This is a genomic window from Metapseudomonas cellulosilytica (assembly GCF_049334135.1).
Taxonomy (GTDB): Bacteria; Pseudomonadota; Gammaproteobacteria; order Pseudomonadales; family Pseudomonadaceae; genus Metapseudomonas.
This window is the reverse complement of record NZ_JBHZGN010000032.1, coordinates 46,447-63,207: the sequence shown is the minus strand read 5'-3', so window position 1 is coordinate 63,207 and position 16,761 is coordinate 46,447. Positions and strand designations below refer to the sequence as shown.

Below are 16,761 nucleotides of genomic sequence, written 5' to 3'. Positions count from 1 at the left end.
CGGTTTCGCTGATGCTGCGGCGGGTGGCCTGGGCGACCAGGCGTGCGGTGGGCAGCGCCGAGTGGCGGCCCTGGGACGGGCCCATACCGACGGTGGAGAAGCGCTTCACCAGTTGCACGTCGCGGTAACCGATACGGGTGGCGTTGACGATGTCACGCACCTGCAGGTCTTCGTCGAAGTCGACGAAGTCCTTGCCCTTGGGATGCGGGAAGATCGGCCAGTCGAAGTTGACCCGAGCCTCGCCATTGAAAGGCGCCTCACCAATGCCAGCCTCCAGCCCCAGGGCTTGGACGGCACCGGCGGCGACGTGGGTGCCGTCCAGCAGGACGTTGTCCAGGTTGTGCCGACCGTTCACCGAGCCGGCGATCGCGAGGCCTTCCGGCAGGCCGCTGATGGCGAACTCGGCGCGCGACTCATCGTAGGCCAGCTTGCCGCCAGCCTGGCAGAGCAGTTGGTAGACGGGCATGTAGCCGGCAGACATGCACAGCAGGTCGCAATCCAGGCGCAGGCCGTGCTCGGCCACCTGACCCTGGGCCGTGATGCGGCGGATGTCCACGCCGCTGACATGACGCATGCCTTTCTCGTGCAAGGCTTCATACACGGTGCTGCCGAGGTGGCAGGGGATGCCCTGTTTTTCCACGGCAATTTTCAGCGAGGTATCGGCAGGCTGTTGGCGCATGTCCACCAGGGCCACCACCTGCACGCCTTGTTCGGCGAGGTCGAGGGCGGCCAGGTAGCCGTCGTCGTTGCCGGTGAGCATCACGGCGCGCTTGCCAGGCTTCACCGCGTAGAGCTTCATCAGGCGCTGGGCGGCGCTGGCGAGCATGACGCCGGGCAGGTCGTTGTTGCGGAACACCACCGGCTGGTCGAAGGAACCGGCGCTGACGATGCACTGCCTTGCCCGCACCTTGTACATGCGGCGGCCCTGGATAACCGGCAGGTAGTTGTCGGTGAACCAGGCGTTGCAGGTGGCTTCCTTCAGTACCTGGATATTGGCGTGGCCTTCCACGGCGGCCACCAGTTCACGGCGCAGGATGTCGGCGCGGCGGCCGTCCACGTCGAAGCGGGCGTAGGTCAGCGAGCCACCGAGCACAGGCTGTTGCTCGATCAGCAGCACTTTGGCGCCGGCATTGGCGGCAGTGAGTGCGGCGGAAAGACCGGCGGGGCCGGCGCCGATGATGGCGACATCAACGAACAGGTACGCCTTGTCGTAGTACTGCGGCTTGAAGTTCAGGTCGAGCACGCCGAGGCCGGCCTTCTTGCGGATCAGCGGCTCCCAGACCTTCCACATGCCCTTGGGTTTGTAGAAGGAACGGTAATAGAAGCCCACCGGCATGAACTTCGAGAACTTGCCGAGGTAGGCGTCTCGGTCGTTATCGAGGGTGCCGTTGACGTTCTGTGCGGTGACGCTGAGCCCCGGGCGAATCGGCTGGGCGTCGGCCAGCACGTTGGGCTCGTCCGGCAGCTGCACCAGGGTGTTGGCGTCCTGCCCGGCCATGGTCAGCGGGCCGCGCGGGCGGTGGTACTTGAACGAGCGCGAGAGCAGCCAGCGGCCGTTGGCGAGCAAGGCGCTGGCGATGCTGTCGCCGGCAAAACCCTGGTAGGCGGTGCCGTCGAAATCGAAGGCCAATGGCTGGTCGCGGTCGATCAGCAGGCCCATGGGGGCGGGGAGGCGGCTGGGCTGGCTCATCCGGCGATCTCCTGGGTGTGCGGGGCGAATTCGACCCGCTGGGTGAAGACTTCCTTCGGGTCGAAGGTGCGAACGATCTGGTCGGTGACCGTATGGCGCTCGACGAGGAACCAGTAGCTGGACGCGTTGTGCATCCACCACTCGCGAACCACGCCGGCGATGTTTTCACTGTTGAACACGTAATCGGCCCATTCGGCGTCCGTGCAGGTGGCCGGATCGGGCATCTGCTTGAACTCGCCGCCGTAGGTGAACTCGCTGATGTTCCGGGGGCCGTTGAGCGGGCAATTCATGATCTTCATGGTGGTTCCCCTTAATGGCTGGCCGCCGTGGCGCCCATCTCGTTGACCTGTTGGAAGGTGCTGAAACGCGCCAGGGCGAAGGGCTTGATCAGGTCCGGCACCTTGCCGCCGCTGGCCACCAACTCGGCCATGGTCTTGCCGCAGATGGGCGTGGACTTGAAGCCCCAGGTGCCCCAGCCGGCATCGAGGTAATAGTTCTGCACCGGCGACAGGCCCATGATCGGGCTGTAGTCGGGGGTCATGTCGGTGATCCCGGCCCACTGGCGCATCAGCTTGGCGTTGGCCATGAAGGGGAACATCTCGATGGCGTGGGCCAGCAGGCTTTCCTTCAGGTCCAGGGTGGAGCGGGTGTTGTACAGCGGGTAGGGGTCGGAGCCGCCGCCGAAGACGATCTCGCCACGGCTGGTCTGCTGCACGTAGCAGTGCAGGGCCGAGGAGCTCACCAGCGGGTCGAGGAAGGGCTTGAACGGCTGGGTCACCATCGCTTGCAGCGGGTAGGTGTGGATCGGCGCGCGGATGCCCGCCTTGGCCAGCATCAGCGAGCTGTGACCGGCGATGGCCTGCACCGCGCAGCCGCATTTCACCGTGCCGCGATTGGTCTTCACGGCGGTGATGCGGCCGTTCTCGATCACCAGGTCCTGCACTTCGGTGAGCTGGTGGATCTCCACTCCGCGCTTGGCCGCCTGCTTGGCGTAGCCCCAGGCCACGGCGTCGTGGCGGGCGGTGGCACCGTCGATGTGCCAAAGCCCGGCAAGCACCGGCAGGTGTCCGGGGTCGAGGTTGAGGGTCGGCACCAGCTCGCGGATCTGCTGGCGGTCGATCATCTCGGTGCGGCCACCGAAGTGCTTGTTCACTTCGGCGCGCTGGCGGAAGGCGCGCACCGTGGCATCCGTGTGGGCCAGAGTGAGCTGGCCACGCTCGGAATACATGATGTTGAAGTCGAACTCGTGGGAGAGGTTCTGGAACAACTTCACCGACTCGGCGTAGAAGCGGACGCCTTCGGAGGTGAGGTAGTTGGAACGGATCACCGCCGTGTTGCGTGCGGTGTTGCCGCCGCCGAGGTAGGACTTCTCCAGCACCGCCACATTGGTGATGCCGTGGTACTTCGAGAGGTAATAGGCGATCGCCAGGCCGTGGCCACCACCACCGATGATGACCACGTCGTAGCACGGCTTGAGGTCGGTAGGCGGCGGCAGATCCACCTCAACCGGGTACTCGGAGCTCAGGCCGTATTTCAGGAGATTGAAGGGCATGGTGCCTCCGGAAGCTGGGCAAGGGTGGATTGAGCCGGGTGCTGGAGGCGTGCCGCGGCCAGGGTGTTCTTCATCAGGAAGGCGATGGTCATGGGGCCGACGCCGCCGGGAACCGGGGTGAGGGCAGCGGCCTTATCGAGGGCGCTGTCGAAGTCCACGTCACCGACGAGCTTCGAACGGCCGTCTTCCTCAATGCGGTTGATGCCGACATCGATGACCACGGCGCCGGGTTTCAGCCAATCGGCGTCCACCAGGCGTGGGCGGCCAACAGCGGCGACCACGATGTCGGCTTGGCGGCACAACTCGCGCAGGTTGGCGCTCTTCGAATGCACCACGGTCACCGAGCAGTGGGCCTTCAGCAGCAAAGCGGCCATGGGTTTGCCGACGATATTGGAGCGGCCAATCACCACCGCGTGCTGGCCGGTAAGGTCGCCGCAGGTGTCCTGCAGCAGGCGCAGGCAACCGGCTGGGGTACAGGGGGTGAGCACCTCGCGGCCCTGGCTGAGGCCGCCGACGTTCTCGGGGTGGAAGCCATCGACGTCCTTCAGCGGGTCGATGGCCTGCAGTACGCGGGTCTCATCGATGTGCGGCGGCAGCGGCAGCTGGACGAGGATGCCGTGTACGCCGTTATCGGCATTGAGGTTGTGGATCAGGTCCAGCAGGTCGGCTTCGGCGGTGTCCGCCGGCAGCTTGTGCTCCAGGGAACGAATACCGCATTCCTCGGCGCGCAGCACCTTGTTGCGCACATAGACCTGGCTGGCCGGGTCCTGGCCGACCAGAACCACGGCCAACGCTGGGGCGATGCCGCTGGCTTTCAGGTCGCGCACCTCGAGGGCCACTTCGGCCAGCACGCGGGTAGCGGCGGCCTTGCCATCGATCAGTTTGATGGGGGCTTGAGTGTTCACCGGAAGATCACCGTGCGGTCGCCATTGAGGAAAACCCGGTGCTCCAGGTGGTACTTGACCGCCTTGGACAGGGCCACGGTTTCGGTATCACGCCCCACGGCAACCAGGTCGTCGGGCAGGTAGGCGTGGTCCACGCGTTGCACTTCCTGCTCGATGATCGGGCCTTCGTCGAGGTCCGATGTCACGTAGTGGGCGGTGGCACCAATCAGCTTCACGCCGCGTTCGTAGGCCTGGTGATAGGGCTTGGCACCCTTGAAGCCGGGCAGGAAGGAGTGGTGGATATTGATGGCGCGGCCCGAGAGTTGCTTGCACAGGTCGTCGGAGAGGATCTGCATGTAGCGGGCGAGCACCACCAGTTCAGTCCGGGTCTCGTCGACGATCTGCATCAGCGCCGCTTCCTGCTGGGCCTTGGTATCCCTGGTCACCGGCAGGTAGATGAAGCGGATGCCCTCGCGTTCGGCCATGGCGCGCAGGTCGAGGTGGTTGGAAACGATTGCGGTGATCTGCATGTCCATTTCACCTTTCTGGTGGCGGTAGAGCAGATCGGACAGGCAGTGGTCGTACTTGCTCACCATCAGCAGTACGCGCATGGGCTGGACGGTACTGTGCAGGGTCCACTCCATGTCGAAGCGGCGGGCGACTGCGTCGAAGCCCTGCTCGACTTCGTCGATGTCGCCCTCGTATTGGTCGTTGAAGCGGAATACCGCGCGCATGAAGAAGCGGCCGCTGGTGTCGTCGTCGAACTGCGACATCTCGCTGATGTAGCAACCCTTCTCCGCCAGGTAGGTGGTCACCGCCGCGACGATGCCGGACGTGGCCGGGCAGCTGATCTTGAGGATGTAGTGGCTGGTGGCGTGTTGCATGTCTGGTCCTCGGTTGGAGTGGCGGCAGCTCATCGCAAGGCGGAAATCTTCAGGGGTGAAGCGGGGTTTTATCTGTGAAGTTATTTTTACTGTTGGGAATAAAATTTTCCCTTGGCGCTTTTATAGGCGAAGCGAGGGTGCAGGTCTAGCCTGTTAGGAAAATTTTTATCGTGGGAGGAAAGTTATGCCCTGTCGGGGACAGGGCAGAGGTTCCCGGATTGCAGCCGGGCTACGCGCTGGAAACGAACGGGGGAATCGGGAGGGCCTTACTCGTTGCCGTAGTTCATCACCGACAGCAACTTGATCGGTACCTGTAGCAGCTTCTCCGGCCCGTGGGGCACGTCGCCGTCAAAGGTCAGGCTGTCGCCGGCCTGCATGTGGTAGAGCTGGTTGCCGTGGCGGTACACCAACTCGCCCTCCAGCAGATGGAGAAACTCGGTGCCGGGGTGGGCGAAGGTGGGGAACTCCTCGCTGGCGTCGTCCATGCTCACCATGTAGGCCTCGAAGTTCTTCTTCGGTCCGCGGGTGTGGTTGAGCAGGTGATAGGTGTGGCCTTTCTCGGTACCACGGCGGACCACTTCCATCCCTTCGCCGGCCTTCACCAGGATGGCGTTGCCGTCGGGCTGATCGTACTGGCTGAACAGCTTGGACATCGGCATGCCCAGCACGTCGCACAGGCGGCTCAGGGTATCCAGGCTGGTGGAGACCTGGGCGTTCTCGATCTTGCTCAGCATGCCCTGGCTGATCCCGGCGATACGCGCCACATCCGCCAGCTTCAGTTCCTGCGCCTGGCGCTGGCGCTTGATCTGCATGCCTAGGTACTGCTCCAGGCGGAGGCGGGGTGGGGTCTCAGTGGTCATGAGTGGTGAGTCCTGCACGATTTCAGTTCAAGAAATTATTTTTCGCACTGAGAAAGTGCGAATCCGGGCGTCCCGCACCGGATGGCGACACGGGACTTTCCCACAGTGAAAAGGATTTTCCCATATAAACAGTAGCTCGGCGCAAAACCGAGTGCTTCCTCCCCGCGCATTTCAGATTGGCAAGCTGCTTGCATTCCTGATGGGAAACTAAATTTCCTGAGTGGAATTCAATGAAAAAGCCAGACCGCCACCTGCTCATTCAGACGACCCGGACACCGGTGGCAGTCGTGCGCCGCCCTGTCCTTGATCGCCTGCCATCCAACGACCGCCTTGCCCTTTTCCAGGAGTGAAGACCCATGTTGCCAACTGAAACGCAGCGCATCATCGACCAGCACGGCATCAAGTACGTGCTGGCCCAGTTCGTCGATATCCACGGCGCCGCGAAGACCAAGTCCGTGCCGGTGTCCGGCCTCAAGGCGGTGGCTGAGGACGGCGCCGGGTTCGCCGGCTTCGCCATCTGCGGTATGGGCATGGAACCCCATGGTCCGGACTTCATGGCCCGTGGCGACCTCTCCACCCTGATCCCGGTGCCCTGGCAGCCGGGTTATGGCCGGGTGGTGTGCATCGGCCATGTGGAAGGCAAGCCCTGGCCCTACGACACCCGCTACGTCCTGCAGCAGCAGGTGCAGCGCCTGACTGACAAGGGCTGGACCCTGAACACCGGCCTGGAGCCAGAATTCAGCCTGTTCCGCCGCGACGCCAGCGGCAAGCTGCAACTGGTGGACGCTTCCGACAACCTGGACAAGCCCTGCTACGACTACAAGGGCCTGTCCCGTTCCCGCGAGTTCCTCGAGCGCCTGACCGAGGCCCTGCAACCGGTGGGCTTCGACATCTACCAGATCGACCACGAGGATGCGAACGGCCAGTTCGAGATCAACTACACCTACAGCGACGCCATGGAATCGGCGGACCGCTTCACCTTCTTCCGCATGGCCGCCGGCGAGATCGCCAACGACATGGGCATGATCTGCTCCTTCATGCCCAAGCCCGATCCGAAGCGCGCCGGTAACGGCATGCACTTCCACCTTTCCATCGCCAGCGCCAGCAACAAGAACCTCTTTCACGACCCGAACGACCCCAGCGGCATGGGCCTGTCGAAACTGGCCTATCACTTCGCCGCCGGCCTGCTGGCCCATGGTCCGGCCCTGTGCGCCTTTGCCGCGCCCACGGTGAACTCCTACAAGCGCCTGGTGGTGGGCCGCTCGCTCTCGGGCGCGACCTGGGCACCGGCGTTCATCGCCTTCGGCGCCAACAACCGCTCGGCCATGGTGCGCGTGCCCTACGGCCGCCTGGAGTTCCGCCTGCCGGATGCCGGCTGCAACCCCTACCTGGTCACCGCCGCGATCATCGCTGCTGGTCTCGATGGCATCGACCGCCAGCTGGAGCCGGACACAGTCTGCAACGAGAACCTCTACAACCTGAGCCTCGAAGCGATCGCCGCGCGGGGCATCAAGACCCTGCCGCAGTCGCTCAAGGAAGCCACCGACGCCCTGGAAGCCGACCCGCTGTTCCGCGAGGTATTGGGCGCCGAGATCGTCGACGAGTTCATCAAGCAGAAGCGCATGGAGTGGGTGGAGTACAGCCGCCACGTCTCCGACTGGGAGATCCAGCGCTACACCGAATTTTTCTGATACCCCTTCGCCCATTTACCTGCCCCAAGGAGACACGCCATGTGCGGAATCGTAGGTCTTTACCTGAAGAAGCCCGAGCTGGAAGGCCAGCTCGGCAAGCTGTTCGAACCCATGCTGCAGGCCATGACCGATCGTGGTCCGGACAGCGCTGGCTTTGCCATCTATGGCGATGAAGTGGCCGACGGCTGGGTCAAGCTGACCCTGCAGGCCGCTGACGTCAGCTACGACTGGAAAAACCTGATGGGCGAGCTGGAGGGCCATCTGGGCTGCTCCCTGGACTGGTTCCAGAACGCTAGCGCCGCCGTACTCAAGGTCAACTGTGACGAAGACCGTGTACGCGCAGCCCTCGCTGATCTCGCTCCCGAGGTGCGCATCATGAGCGCCGGTCAGAGCATCGAAATCCTTAAGGGCATGGGCCTGCCCCGTGAAATCTCCGAGCGCTTCGGTCTTTCGAAGATGAAGGGCAGCCACATCATCGGCCACACCCGCATGGCCACCGAGAGCGCGGTGACCATGGAAGGAAGCCACCCATTCTCCACCGGCGCCGATCTTTGCCTGGTGCACAACGGCTCGCTGTCCAACCACTCGCGCCTGCGTCAGGAACTCAAGCGCCAGGGCATCACCTTCGAGACCGAGAACGACACCGAAGTCGCCGCCGGCTACCTGACCTGGCGCCTGCAGCAGGGGGATAGCCTGGAGGAAGCGCTGGACAAGTCCCTGGAGGACCTCGATGGCTTCTTCACCTTCGCCATCGGCACCCGCAACGGTTTCGCGGTGATCCGCGACCCGATCGCCTGCAAGCCGGCAATCCTTGCCGAGACCGACGACTACGTGGCCATGGCCTCGGAGTACCAGGCTCTGGCCAGCCTGCCGGGCATCGATAAAGCAAAAGTCTGGGAACCCGAACCGGCCACCATGTACATCTGGGAACGCGCCTGAGGAGCTGAGCTATGAAAACCGTTGATCTTTCCACTGCCTCGGTGCGCGAACTGAACCAGGCTTTGCACGGCGACGTGCAGGACCGCGAGTGGGTGGTGACCCATCCGGATGGCAAACACAACCTGGCCGTGGGCGTGAACCAGGCCGTGAGCATCGATATCCAGGGCCACGCCGGCTACTACTGCGCGGGCATGAACCAGAAGGCCAGCGTCACCGTGCATGGCAACGTCGGCGTCGGCGTGGCCGAGAACATGATGTCCGGCTCGGTACGGGTGAAGGGCAGCGCCTCCCAGGCCGCCGGCGCCACCGCCCACGGCGGCCTGCTGGTGATCGAGGGCGATGCCGGCGCGCGTTGCGGCATTTCCATGAAAGGCGTCGATATCGTGGTCGGCGGAAGCATCGGCCACATGAGCTGCTTCATGGCCCAGGCTGGTCGCCTGGTGGTGTGTGGCGATGCCGGCGACGCCCTGGGCGATTCGCTCTACGAAACCCGCATTTACGTCAAGGGCACGGTCAAGTCCCTGGGCTCGGACTGCATCGAGAAAGAGATGCGTGCCGAGCACCTGGAGGAACTGGCGGAATTGCTCAACCGCGCCGGCTTCGACGAAGACCCGGCCAGCTTCAAGCGCTACGGCTCGGCTCGCCAGCTGTACAACTTCAAAGTCGACAACGCATCCGCGTACTGATCCGCAGCGAGGACAATTTCATGAGCGAAAAACACACTCCGGTGCTGCGTGAATCCGCCACCTTCGATCGCCTGACCATCCAGGAAATCCAGCGCGCTGCCGAAACCGGCATCTATGACATCCGAGGCGGCGGCACCAAGCGCAAGCTGCCGCACTTCGACGATCTCCTGCTGCTCGGCGCCTCCGTGTCCCGCTATCCGCTGGAAGGCTATCGCGAGAAGTGCGGTACCGAGGTCGTGCTCGGCACCCGCTTCGCCAAGAAGCCGATTCACCTGAAGATTCCGGTGACCATCGCCGGCATGAGCTTCGGCGCGCTGTCCGCCAACGCTAAGGAAGCACTCGGCCGTGGCGCCAGCATCGCCGGCACCAGCACCACCACCGGCGACGGCGGCATGACCCCCGAAGAGCGCGGCCAGTCCAAGCACCTGGTCTACCAGTACCTGCCGTCGCGCTACGGCATGAACCCGGATGACCTGCGCAAGGCCGACGCCATCGAGATCGTCCTTGGCCAGGGCGCCAAGCCGGGCGGTGGCGGCATGCTGCTGGGCATGAAGGTGACCGAGCGTGTCGCAGGCATGCGTACCCTGCCCATCGGTGTCGATCAGCGTAGCGCCTGCCGTCACCCGGACTGGACCGGCCCGGACGACCTGGCGATCAAGATCGCCGAGCTGCGCGAGATCACCGACTGGGAAAAACCCATCTACGTGAAGATCGGCGCCAGCCGCCCGTACTACGACGTCAAGCTGGCGGTGAAGGCCGGTGCCGACGTGATCGTCCTCGACGGCATGCAGGGCGGTACCGCGGCCACCCAGGAAGTCTTCATTGAGCATGTGGGCATCCCGATCCTGTCGGCAATCCCGCAAGCGGTACAGGCTTTGCAGGAGATGGGCATGCATCGTCAGGTGCAACTGATCGTATCCGGTGGTATCCGCAACGGCGCCGACGTGGCCAAGGCCATGGCCCTGGGGGCTGATGCGGTCGCCATCGGTACCGCTGCCCTGGTGGCCCTGGGTGACAATCACCCGCGTCTGGACGAGGAACTGAAGAAGATCGGCTCTGCCGCCGGCTACTACGACGACTGGCAGAACGGCCGTGACCCGGCGGGCATCACCACCCAGGATCCGGAGCTGTCCAGGCGCCTGGACCCGGTGGAAGCCGGTCGTCGCCTGGCCAACTACCTGCGGGTGCTGGTGCTGGAAGCCCAGACCATGGCGCGGGCATGCGGCAAGTCGCACCTGCACAATCTCGACCCTGAGGACCTGGTGGCACTGACCGTCGAAGCTGCCGCCATGGCGCGGGTACCGCTGGCGGGAACCAGTTGGATTCCGGGACAGCAGTATTGACCTGGACCAGTACGTTGCTTGACGCCCTGTCCGCCTAAGCGGGCAGGGCGGTTCGTCATTTCGAGAGGCCCAACCAGGGCCCGGTCACCCATCGGCATAGTCCGCCGCTCATATCTCTGATCGTCATCTTGGAAGCTGCCACGACAATCTCTGCTCAACCTCCTCAGGAGTTATGCAATGGTTATTCGTGCTAACGGAATATTCCTTTCCGGGCTCTGCGCCTTGACTCTCGTCTCACCCCTGGCGCTTGCCGCCGACGCCCCGCTGGATACTGGCGCCAGCGCGTGGATGATCACCGCCACCGCGCTGGTGCTGTTCATGTGTCTGCCGGGTCTTGCGCTGTTCTATGGCGGCCTGGTCCGCGCCAAGAACATGCTCTCGCTCTTCACCCAGTGCTTCGGCATCGCCGGGTTGGTGGGCGTGCTCTGGGTTATCTACGGCTACAGCCTGGTGGTGGATACCACCGGCATGGTGGCGGGTGAGGTCACCTTCAACAGCTTCGTCGGGGGCCTGTCACGGGTATTCCTCGCTGGCCTGACCCCGAACAGCCTGGTTCTGGGCATTCCCGAGGGTGTATTCATCACGTTCCAGATGACCTTCGCCATCATCACCCCTGCGCTGATCGCCGGCGCCTTTGCCGAGCGCATGAAGTTTTCCGCCGCGCTGATCTTCATGGCCCTCTGGTTCACCTTCGTCTATGCGCCGGTGGCGCACATGGTCTGGGGTGGCCCCGGCGCGTTGATGAACAACTGGGGCGTGCTGGACTTCGCCGGCGGCACCGCTGTGCACATCAACGCCGGGGTGGCGGCCCTGGCGGCTTGCCTGATGCTCGGCAAGCGCAAGGGCTACCAGCCGCACGCGCCGATGCCACCGCATAACCTGAGCCTGACCATGACCGGCGCGGCGATGCTCTGGGTCGGCTGGTTCGGCTTCAACGTCGGCTCCGGCGTCGGCGTCAACGGCACCTCTGGTATCACCATGCTCAACACCCAACTTGGCGCCTGCGCCGGCATTCTCGGCTGGATGTTCAGCGAATGGCTCAAGGCCGGACGGCCCAGTGCCCTCGGCCTGGCCAGCGGGGCGCTCGCCGGCCTGGTGGGCATCACCCCGGCTTGCGCCTATGTAGGACCAGCCGGTGCGCTGCTGATCGGACTGCTCTGCGGTGTGTGCTGCTACCTGAGCGTGAGCGTGCTGAAGAAGCGCCTGGGTTACGACGACAGCCTCGATGTGTTCGGCCTGCATGGTATCGGCGGCATTGTCGGCGCGATCCTCACCGGCGTGTTCTGCGTGCCGGAACTGGGCGGGTTCGTGGAAGGCAGCGACATCGCCACCCAACTCTGGGCGCAGACGAAGGGCGTGCTGGTCACTATCGTCTACTGCTTCGGCCTGAGCTGGCTGATCCTCAAGGTCACCGACGTACTGGTGGGCTTGCGCGCGGATGAGTCGGTGGAAGAGCTGGGCCTCGATCTGGCCGAGCATAATGAGCGTGCATACAACCACTGAGGTGCAAATTGATTGTGAAAACGCTGGGGCATTGCCCCGGCGTTTTTGTTTTTGGGAGGGCAGGCCTGCATATGCCATCGATCTTCCGGCGCGTAAGGCATCTCCCACCTGATAGAGGATTGAGCCAGGCATCAGGTGGGATCAGGCGACTTGGTGGTGCACTCCTGCCACGGCATCGCTCGAGTTCCCGAGTCGAAGGATTCCGTAAGCCTGAATGCGTTACCCATGCCTTCCGACACCCGTTACCTATTTCTCTCGGCTGATCACCGCGCACTTGTCATTGGCACCGGCGGACTTCGTCTATTGCCTGGGTATCGGACTGCGGGTGGAATTCATTTGCCAGACCCGGCTTCCTTCTCCCTGACGAGCAGAGGAGTGAATCCAGGTGGCTGCTGTCGTGCGGGGGCTTTTTCCTGTGGGTGCGAATTCATTCGCAAATCCGGCCAAAGGCCTGCCCTGGAATTCCTTGCAACACGGCCCCTCTCCAGGCGGGAGAGGGGCCGTGTTGCGACGTCTGGAACGATCTGGGGGCGGTCGGGCAGGCCGCAAGATTTGCCCCGTTCGGAATACAGCCCAATCAGCCTGCGCTGGTGGCCAGATGATGGGTGTAGAAGACCAGCAGCGCGCCGGCTGCCAGCGTTACATAGGGCAGCGCGCCGGCACGGTGCAGTACGCCTTTCTCGTCCAGATGCAGGTCGCTCTGCAGGGCATCGGGAAATTGGCCCTTGTCCTGGACGTAATGGCGGAACAGGAAGACCGGGATAATCAGCAGGGCGAAGAACAGGCCGGTGAGCAGGGTGCCGCTACCCCAGATATCCGCGCCCAGGCCCATACAGGCCAGGTTGACGAAGCTGAGCAGCGCGCCGAGGCCGAGCAGGACTGCCGGTGCTTTGTACGGTCGGTCCCAGTTGGGTCGGTCGAGGCGGTGGATCCAGCCGGCGTTGAGGTTGAGGAAGTTGAAGATGATGTAGCTGACATTGGATGCGGCGAGGACGAACACGTAGTCCGACATCAATAGCAGCAGGAGGTTGAAGCTGAGGTCCGTCCACATGGCCCGGGTCGGTGCGCCGTGCTCGTTCGCATGGCCCAGGTAGCGTGGCAGCCAGCCGTCCACCGAGGCTTGGTAGAGGGTGCGCGAGGAGCCGGCCATGGAGGTCATGATCGCCAGCAGGGTGGCCAGGACGAGCATGATCAGCACCACGTTCTGCACCAGCGGGCCGCCGCCGATGCTCTGCGCCATCACCTGGCCAACGCCCATGCCGCTGTAGATGTCTGACGCCAGCATGCCGCTGTAGACCGCCGGCGTGACGATCTCGCCATTGGCGTCGGTGATCGCTGGCGTGACCAGCTGGCCGAGGCCGAGGCTGCTCTGGAACGCCAGTGGCACCAGGCTGAACACGAGGATGCAGAGCAGTCCGGCGTAGAAGATCGCCTTGAAGGTGTCACGCTTGGGGTCCTTGAACTCGCGGGTGTAGCACACCGCCGTCTCGAAGCCGTAGGTCGACCAGGCGGCCATGAACAGCCCGCCAGCCATCAGCGACCAACCGGAGAGGTCCCAGGCGCCGTCGACCACCTGGCCAGTGGCGTCATGGGCCAGGGGTGCCAGCGGCAGGAAGTTGGCCTGGGGGGCGTCGCCGGTCAGCAGCGGGACCAGGCCAACCAGCAACAGAGGGATCAGCGCGGTGACGCCAAGCACCAGGGTCAGGCGCGCCGAACGCAGGATGCCGCCATGCTGGATGGCAAACACCAGCAGGAGTATCGCCGCGCCCAGGATGAAGGTGGCGTTGACCCTGAGCGTCAGCCCGCTCTTGAGAAAGCCCAGGTCGAGCAGGGTCAATTGCCAGGTATTGATCAGCGCATCGGCCGGAAACAGCGCGCTGAGCAGGTAGCCAGCGGCGATCCCCGAGCCGATCGACAGCACCGGTGACCAGGCCAGCCAGTTGCACCAGACCGACAGCGGCGCGATCAGCTTGGAGTAGCGGACCCAGGCCACCGCACCATAGACCGAAGCACCGCCGGACTTGTTGGGGAACAGCCCGGCGATTTCGGCATAGGTGAAGGCCTGGATGAATCCGAAGCTGATCGACAACATCCAGACGATCCAGGCCGGCTTGCCAACGGTGGCGGCAATCGCGCCAATGGAAAACAGCACCAGCGCCGGCACTCCGCTGGCGACCCAGAACGCACCCCGCCAATCGATCTTGCGGTGCAGCGTTCCGGTCGAATGGGCGACCGGGCCGGGTTGTTCAAACGTTGTAGCGTCCATCTCGTTCCCCTTTTTCATGAATGTTTGTGGCGGGGGCAGATCAGCAAGACGTGGAGCAAGCGTTGTTGTTATGTGTGCGGCTGTGCGGGGTTCAGCCGCGCACCCGGTGCTTTTCCGGGTCGTAGGCGGTGGTGCCGGTCACGGTGGCGGCGATGCGCTTCTGCTGGCCGTCGAGCTTGCCGATCTCGACCCGCGTACCGGGCTCGCAGTAGCCAATATCCAGACGACACAGAGCAATGTTCTTGCCCAATACGGGTGATCGCGCGGCGCTGGTGATCACACCGATCTGCGCGCGGCCGTCATGCACGCAGTCGCCATGGGCGGCCGCTTCATTGCCTTCCAGTTCCAGCCCCACAAGGCGTCGCTGTGGCTGGCCGCTGCGCCGTTCCAGTGCGGCCCGGCCGACGAAGTCGTCCTGCTTGCTTTTCAGCGGCACGCAGAAGCCGATACCGGCCTCGAAGGGGTCGGTCTGGTCGCAGAACTCGTAGCCGGCGAACACCAGTCCGGCCTCTATGCGCAGCATGTCCAGGGCATACAGGCCGAGGGGTACCAGGCCCAGCGGGCGGCCCAGTTGCCACAGGCGGTCCCACACCTGCATGGCGTCCGTCGGGTGGCACCAGATCTCGTAGCCCAGCTCGCCGGTGTAGCCGGTGCGCGAGACCATGACCGGGCAGCCGTTGTAGTCGCCGAGACGGCCGGTGAGGAAGCGGAACCAGCCAAGATCCGCGAGTGTGGGTTGGGTGGCCGGCGTCCAGATCATCTGGTCCAGCAGCTCGCGGCTTTTCGGCCCCTGGACGGCGATGTTGTGGATCTGTTCGGAGGCGGACTTTACCCAGACCTTCATGCCCAGCTTCTCGGCCTGCTGGCGCAGCCAGAGGCCCCCGTGGTCCTCGCCGCCGATCCAGCGGAAAGCATCCGGGCCCAGGCGCAGCAGGGTGCCGTCATCGAGCATGCCGCCGTGATCGAAGCACATGGCCGAATACACCACCTGGCCCACCGCCAGCTTGCGCACGTCGCGGGTCAGGCAGTGGTTGAGCAGGGCTTCGGCGTCCGGGCCGAGCACCTCGAATTTACGCAGGGCGGAGAGGTCCATCACCGCTACCCGTTCCCGGCAGCCATGGTATTCCTCGAGGGTGCCGAAGCCGTCGAAATGAGTGGGAGTCCACCAGCCGCGATAGTCGACGAAGTGGTGGGTGAGGGCGGAGGTGCCGGGGTGGAAGCCGCTTTCGCGGGTCAGCACCGGGTCGGCGTCGGGAGTCGGGCAAGTGGCCATGGCGATGCTGAAGCGCTCCTTTTCGGAATAGACGCGAATATGGATATCGGTCGGTTGCCAGCCGTTGGCCGCGTCGATGTCGTCCGGGCAGGAACTGCTGGCGCAGATCAGGTCGGTGGCGGCGCGCAGCAGGACGTAGTCGCCGGGCCGCGACCAGGGCTCGTCGAGGGTCAATCGCTGGTGCGCGTCGATGCCGGTGTTGAAGAAGAAGTTGATCGCCGGCCAGCCGGGGCGGCCGCGTATACCGTGCTTTTCCAGAGCGCGACTGATGTTGTCGCTGCAATTGGCGTGGCCGAAGTAACCCTGGTCCTCGTAGTAGCGCGCAGTGCAGGCGAGGGCGAAGGTGTCGTGGCGGCCGACGGTGTCGCGCCGCACTTCCAGCATCGGCTGCATGTCGCGGTCGAAGAACTTGCTGAACAGTCCGGGGCCCGGGTAGGCGTTACCGTTGAGGGTGCGAGTGACGGTGGGGTCCAGGTCGATCTCGCGGCCGGCATCCAGGCTCCGGCGGTCGAATGCGACGAAGTCCGAGCACTGCCGTCCGGCCACGTCCAGCACCTGGATGTACTGGCCGGCGGCAACAATGTAATCGCGAGCCGTGCCGGGGTTGATGGTGAACTCGTCGACCACTTCGCCGAGGGGCTCAGGCAGTGGCGGGGCCAGAACGGTGCGCGGGTTGGCACGCTGGATCAGCAGGCGCAACTCGCTGGCGCGCTGCTGGCTGTCTACCGGGCAGGCGAACCCCGGGGCTGCAACCAGCACCAGCAGCGCCTCATTGGCGACCAGGGTGCGGCTGTAGCCGGCAGGCGTGCCCGCGGGCCATAGATTGGCGGCGGCAGGCAGCAGGCGGCAGTCGATGCCGAGCTGGCTGAGGCGCAGGCGTGTGCGTGCGGATTCGCCGCTGTCGGCCGTGAGCAGGTGATGGGCGAACTGAGCCGCGGGCGATGACTCCAGCGCCAGTGCGCCGAGCGCTGGGCGGCCGTCCGTGGCGAAGGCCAGCAGCTCGGCGCACTGGTCGCCTTCCAGGTCGATCACTTGCAGTTGGTCCCCCGGTTCCAGCTTCACCGCGGTAAGGCCACCGGGGACGACACGATGGCGCTCCAGCGCCGGGGCGCGGGCAAACAGGGCGGGCTCCCGAGGACGGGAAATCACGGGTTGTCGCATGGCGTGCTCCACTGTGAGGGGCGGCGGGG

At 64.4% G+C, this 16,761-nt stretch carries 13 protein-coding genes; 5 read left to right on the top strand and 8 right to left on the bottom strand.

Translation table 11 applies throughout. From position 1 onward, the window contains the following. The 6 genes from ACFW0H_RS27475 to ACFW0H_RS27450 all read right to left on the bottom strand — a co-directional run. On the bottom strand, positions 1 to 1,690 hold a 1,690-nt coding region (locus ACFW0H_RS27475; protein WP_422917014.1), incomplete at its 3' end, for an FAD-dependent oxidoreductase. Next, positions 1,687 to 1,989, bottom strand: a complete 303-nt coding sequence (locus tag ACFW0H_RS27470; protein WP_422917013.1) for a sarcosine oxidase subunit delta — start codon at positions 1,987 to 1,989, stop codon at positions 1,687 to 1,689. The genes ACFW0H_RS27470 and ACFW0H_RS27475, both read right to left, overlap by 4 nt. A gap of 11 nt (positions 1,990 to 2,000) precedes the next feature. Continuing rightward, positions 2,001 to 3,242: an FAD-dependent oxidoreductase gene (locus ACFW0H_RS27465; RefSeq protein WP_422917012.1), complete on the bottom strand. Its 1,242-nt coding sequence runs from the start codon at positions 3,240 to 3,242 to the stop codon at positions 2,001 to 2,003. After that, positions 3,224 to 4,147, bottom strand: coding sequence for a bifunctional methylenetetrahydrofolate dehydrogenase/methenyltetrahydrofolate cyclohydrolase FolD (gene folD / locus ACFW0H_RS27460; RefSeq protein ID WP_422917011.1), 924 nt, complete (start codon positions 4,145 to 4,147; stop codon positions 3,224 to 3,226). The genes ACFW0H_RS27465 and folD overlap by 19 nt, the downstream gene beginning before the upstream one ends. Then, positions 4,144 to 5,010, bottom strand: coding sequence for a formyltetrahydrofolate deformylase (purU, locus tag ACFW0H_RS27455; protein ID WP_422917010.1), 867 nt, complete (start codon positions 5,008 to 5,010; stop codon positions 4,144 to 4,146). The genes folD and purU overlap by 4 nt, the downstream gene beginning before the upstream one ends. A 266-nt stretch (positions 5,011 to 5,276) precedes the next feature. Then, on the bottom strand, positions 5,277 to 5,870 hold the full coding sequence (locus ACFW0H_RS27450) for a helix-turn-helix domain-containing protein (protein ID WP_422917009.1): 594 nt from the start codon (positions 5,868 to 5,870) through the stop codon (positions 5,277 to 5,279). A gap of 356 nt (positions 5,871 to 6,226) precedes the next feature. Between ACFW0H_RS27450 and glnT the strand changes: the two genes are divergently transcribed. The 5 genes from glnT to ACFW0H_RS27425 all read left to right on the top strand — a co-directional run bounded on the left by glnT (position 6,227) and on the right by ACFW0H_RS27425 (position 12,032). Further along, entirely contained in the window at positions 6,227 to 7,561 is a 1,335-nt protein-coding gene (glnT, locus tag ACFW0H_RS27445; protein WP_422917008.1) for a type III glutamate--ammonia ligase, read from the top strand. 39 nt (positions 7,562 to 7,600) lie between these two features. Beyond that, entirely contained in the window at positions 7,601 to 8,500 is a 900-nt protein-coding gene (locus ACFW0H_RS27440) for a class II glutamine amidotransferase (RefSeq protein ID WP_422917007.1), read from the top strand. An 11-nt stretch (positions 8,501 to 8,511) separates the two neighbouring features. Next, complete coding sequence (locus ACFW0H_RS27435; protein WP_422917006.1) at positions 8,512 to 9,186, top strand: GltB/FmdC/FwdC-like GXGXG domain-containing protein; 675 nt, start codon at positions 8,512 to 8,514, stop codon at positions 9,184 to 9,186. A 20-nt stretch (positions 9,187 to 9,206) separates the two neighbouring features. Further along, on the top strand, positions 9,207 to 10,529 hold the full coding sequence (locus ACFW0H_RS27430; RefSeq protein WP_422917005.1) for an FMN-binding glutamate synthase family protein: 1,323 nt from the start codon (positions 9,207 to 9,209) through the stop codon (positions 10,527 to 10,529). A gap of 177 nt (positions 10,530 to 10,706) precedes the next feature. After that, positions 10,707 to 12,032, top strand: coding sequence for an ammonium transporter (locus ACFW0H_RS27425; RefSeq protein ID WP_422917004.1), 1,326 nt, complete (start codon positions 10,707 to 10,709; stop codon positions 12,030 to 12,032). Between the two features lie 577 nt (positions 12,033 to 12,609). Here the strand turns inward: ACFW0H_RS27425 and ACFW0H_RS27420 are convergent. Next, positions 12,610 to 14,298 carry an APC family permease gene (locus ACFW0H_RS27420; protein WP_422917003.1) on the bottom strand — a complete coding sequence of 563 codons (1,689 nt, stop codon included), beginning with the start codon at positions 14,296 to 14,298 and terminating at the stop codon, positions 12,610 to 12,612. Between the two features lie 91 nt (positions 14,299 to 14,389). Further along, the gene (locus tag ACFW0H_RS27415) at positions 14,390 to 16,732 is read right to left on the bottom strand and encodes a DUF1989 domain-containing protein (RefSeq protein WP_422917002.1); all 2,343 of its coding nucleotides are present in this window, start codon (positions 16,730 to 16,732) and stop codon (positions 14,390 to 14,392) included. Positions 16,733 to 16,761 lie beyond the last annotated feature (29 nt).

What these genes read in the sequence shown, in the direction of transcription:
- ACFW0H_RS27430 (WP_422917005.1), top strand. Translation starts at nt 9,207, where the DNA reads ATGAGCGAAAAACACACTCCGGTGCTGCGTGAATCCGCCACCTTCGAT.
- ACFW0H_RS27425 (WP_422917004.1), top strand. Translation starts at nt 10,707, where the DNA reads ATGGTTATTCGTGCTAACGGAATATTCCTTTCCGGGCTCTGCGCCTTG.
- ACFW0H_RS27415 (WP_422917002.1), bottom strand. Translation starts at nt 16,732, where the DNA reads ATGCGACAACCCGTGATTTCCCGTCCTCGGGAGCCCGCCCTGTTTGCC.
- glnT (WP_422917008.1), top strand. Translation starts at nt 6,227, where the DNA reads ATGTTGCCAACTGAAACGCAGCGCATCATCGACCAGCACGGCATCAAG.
- ACFW0H_RS27435 (WP_422917006.1), top strand. Translation starts at nt 8,512, where the DNA reads ATGAAAACCGTTGATCTTTCCACTGCCTCGGTGCGCGAACTGAACCAG.
- ACFW0H_RS27470 (WP_422917013.1), bottom strand. Translation starts at nt 1,989, where the DNA reads ATGAAGATCATGAATTGCCCGCTCAACGGCCCCCGGAACATCAGCGAG.
- ACFW0H_RS27450 (WP_422917009.1), bottom strand. Translation starts at nt 5,870, where the DNA reads ATGACCACTGAGACCCCACCCCGCCTCCGCCTGGAGCAGTACCTAGGC.
- ACFW0H_RS27440 (WP_422917007.1), top strand. Translation starts at nt 7,601, where the DNA reads ATGTGCGGAATCGTAGGTCTTTACCTGAAGAAGCCCGAGCTGGAAGGC.
- ACFW0H_RS27465 (WP_422917012.1), bottom strand. Translation starts at nt 3,242, where the DNA reads ATGCCCTTCAATCTCCTGAAATACGGCCTGAGCTCCGAGTACCCGGTT.
- purU (WP_422917010.1), bottom strand. Translation starts at nt 5,010, where the DNA reads ATGCAACACGCCACCAGCCACTACATCCTCAAGATCAGCTGCCCGGCC.
- ACFW0H_RS27420 (WP_422917003.1), bottom strand. Translation starts at nt 14,298, where the DNA reads ATGGACGCTACAACGTTTGAACAACCCGGCCCGGTCGCCCATTCGACC.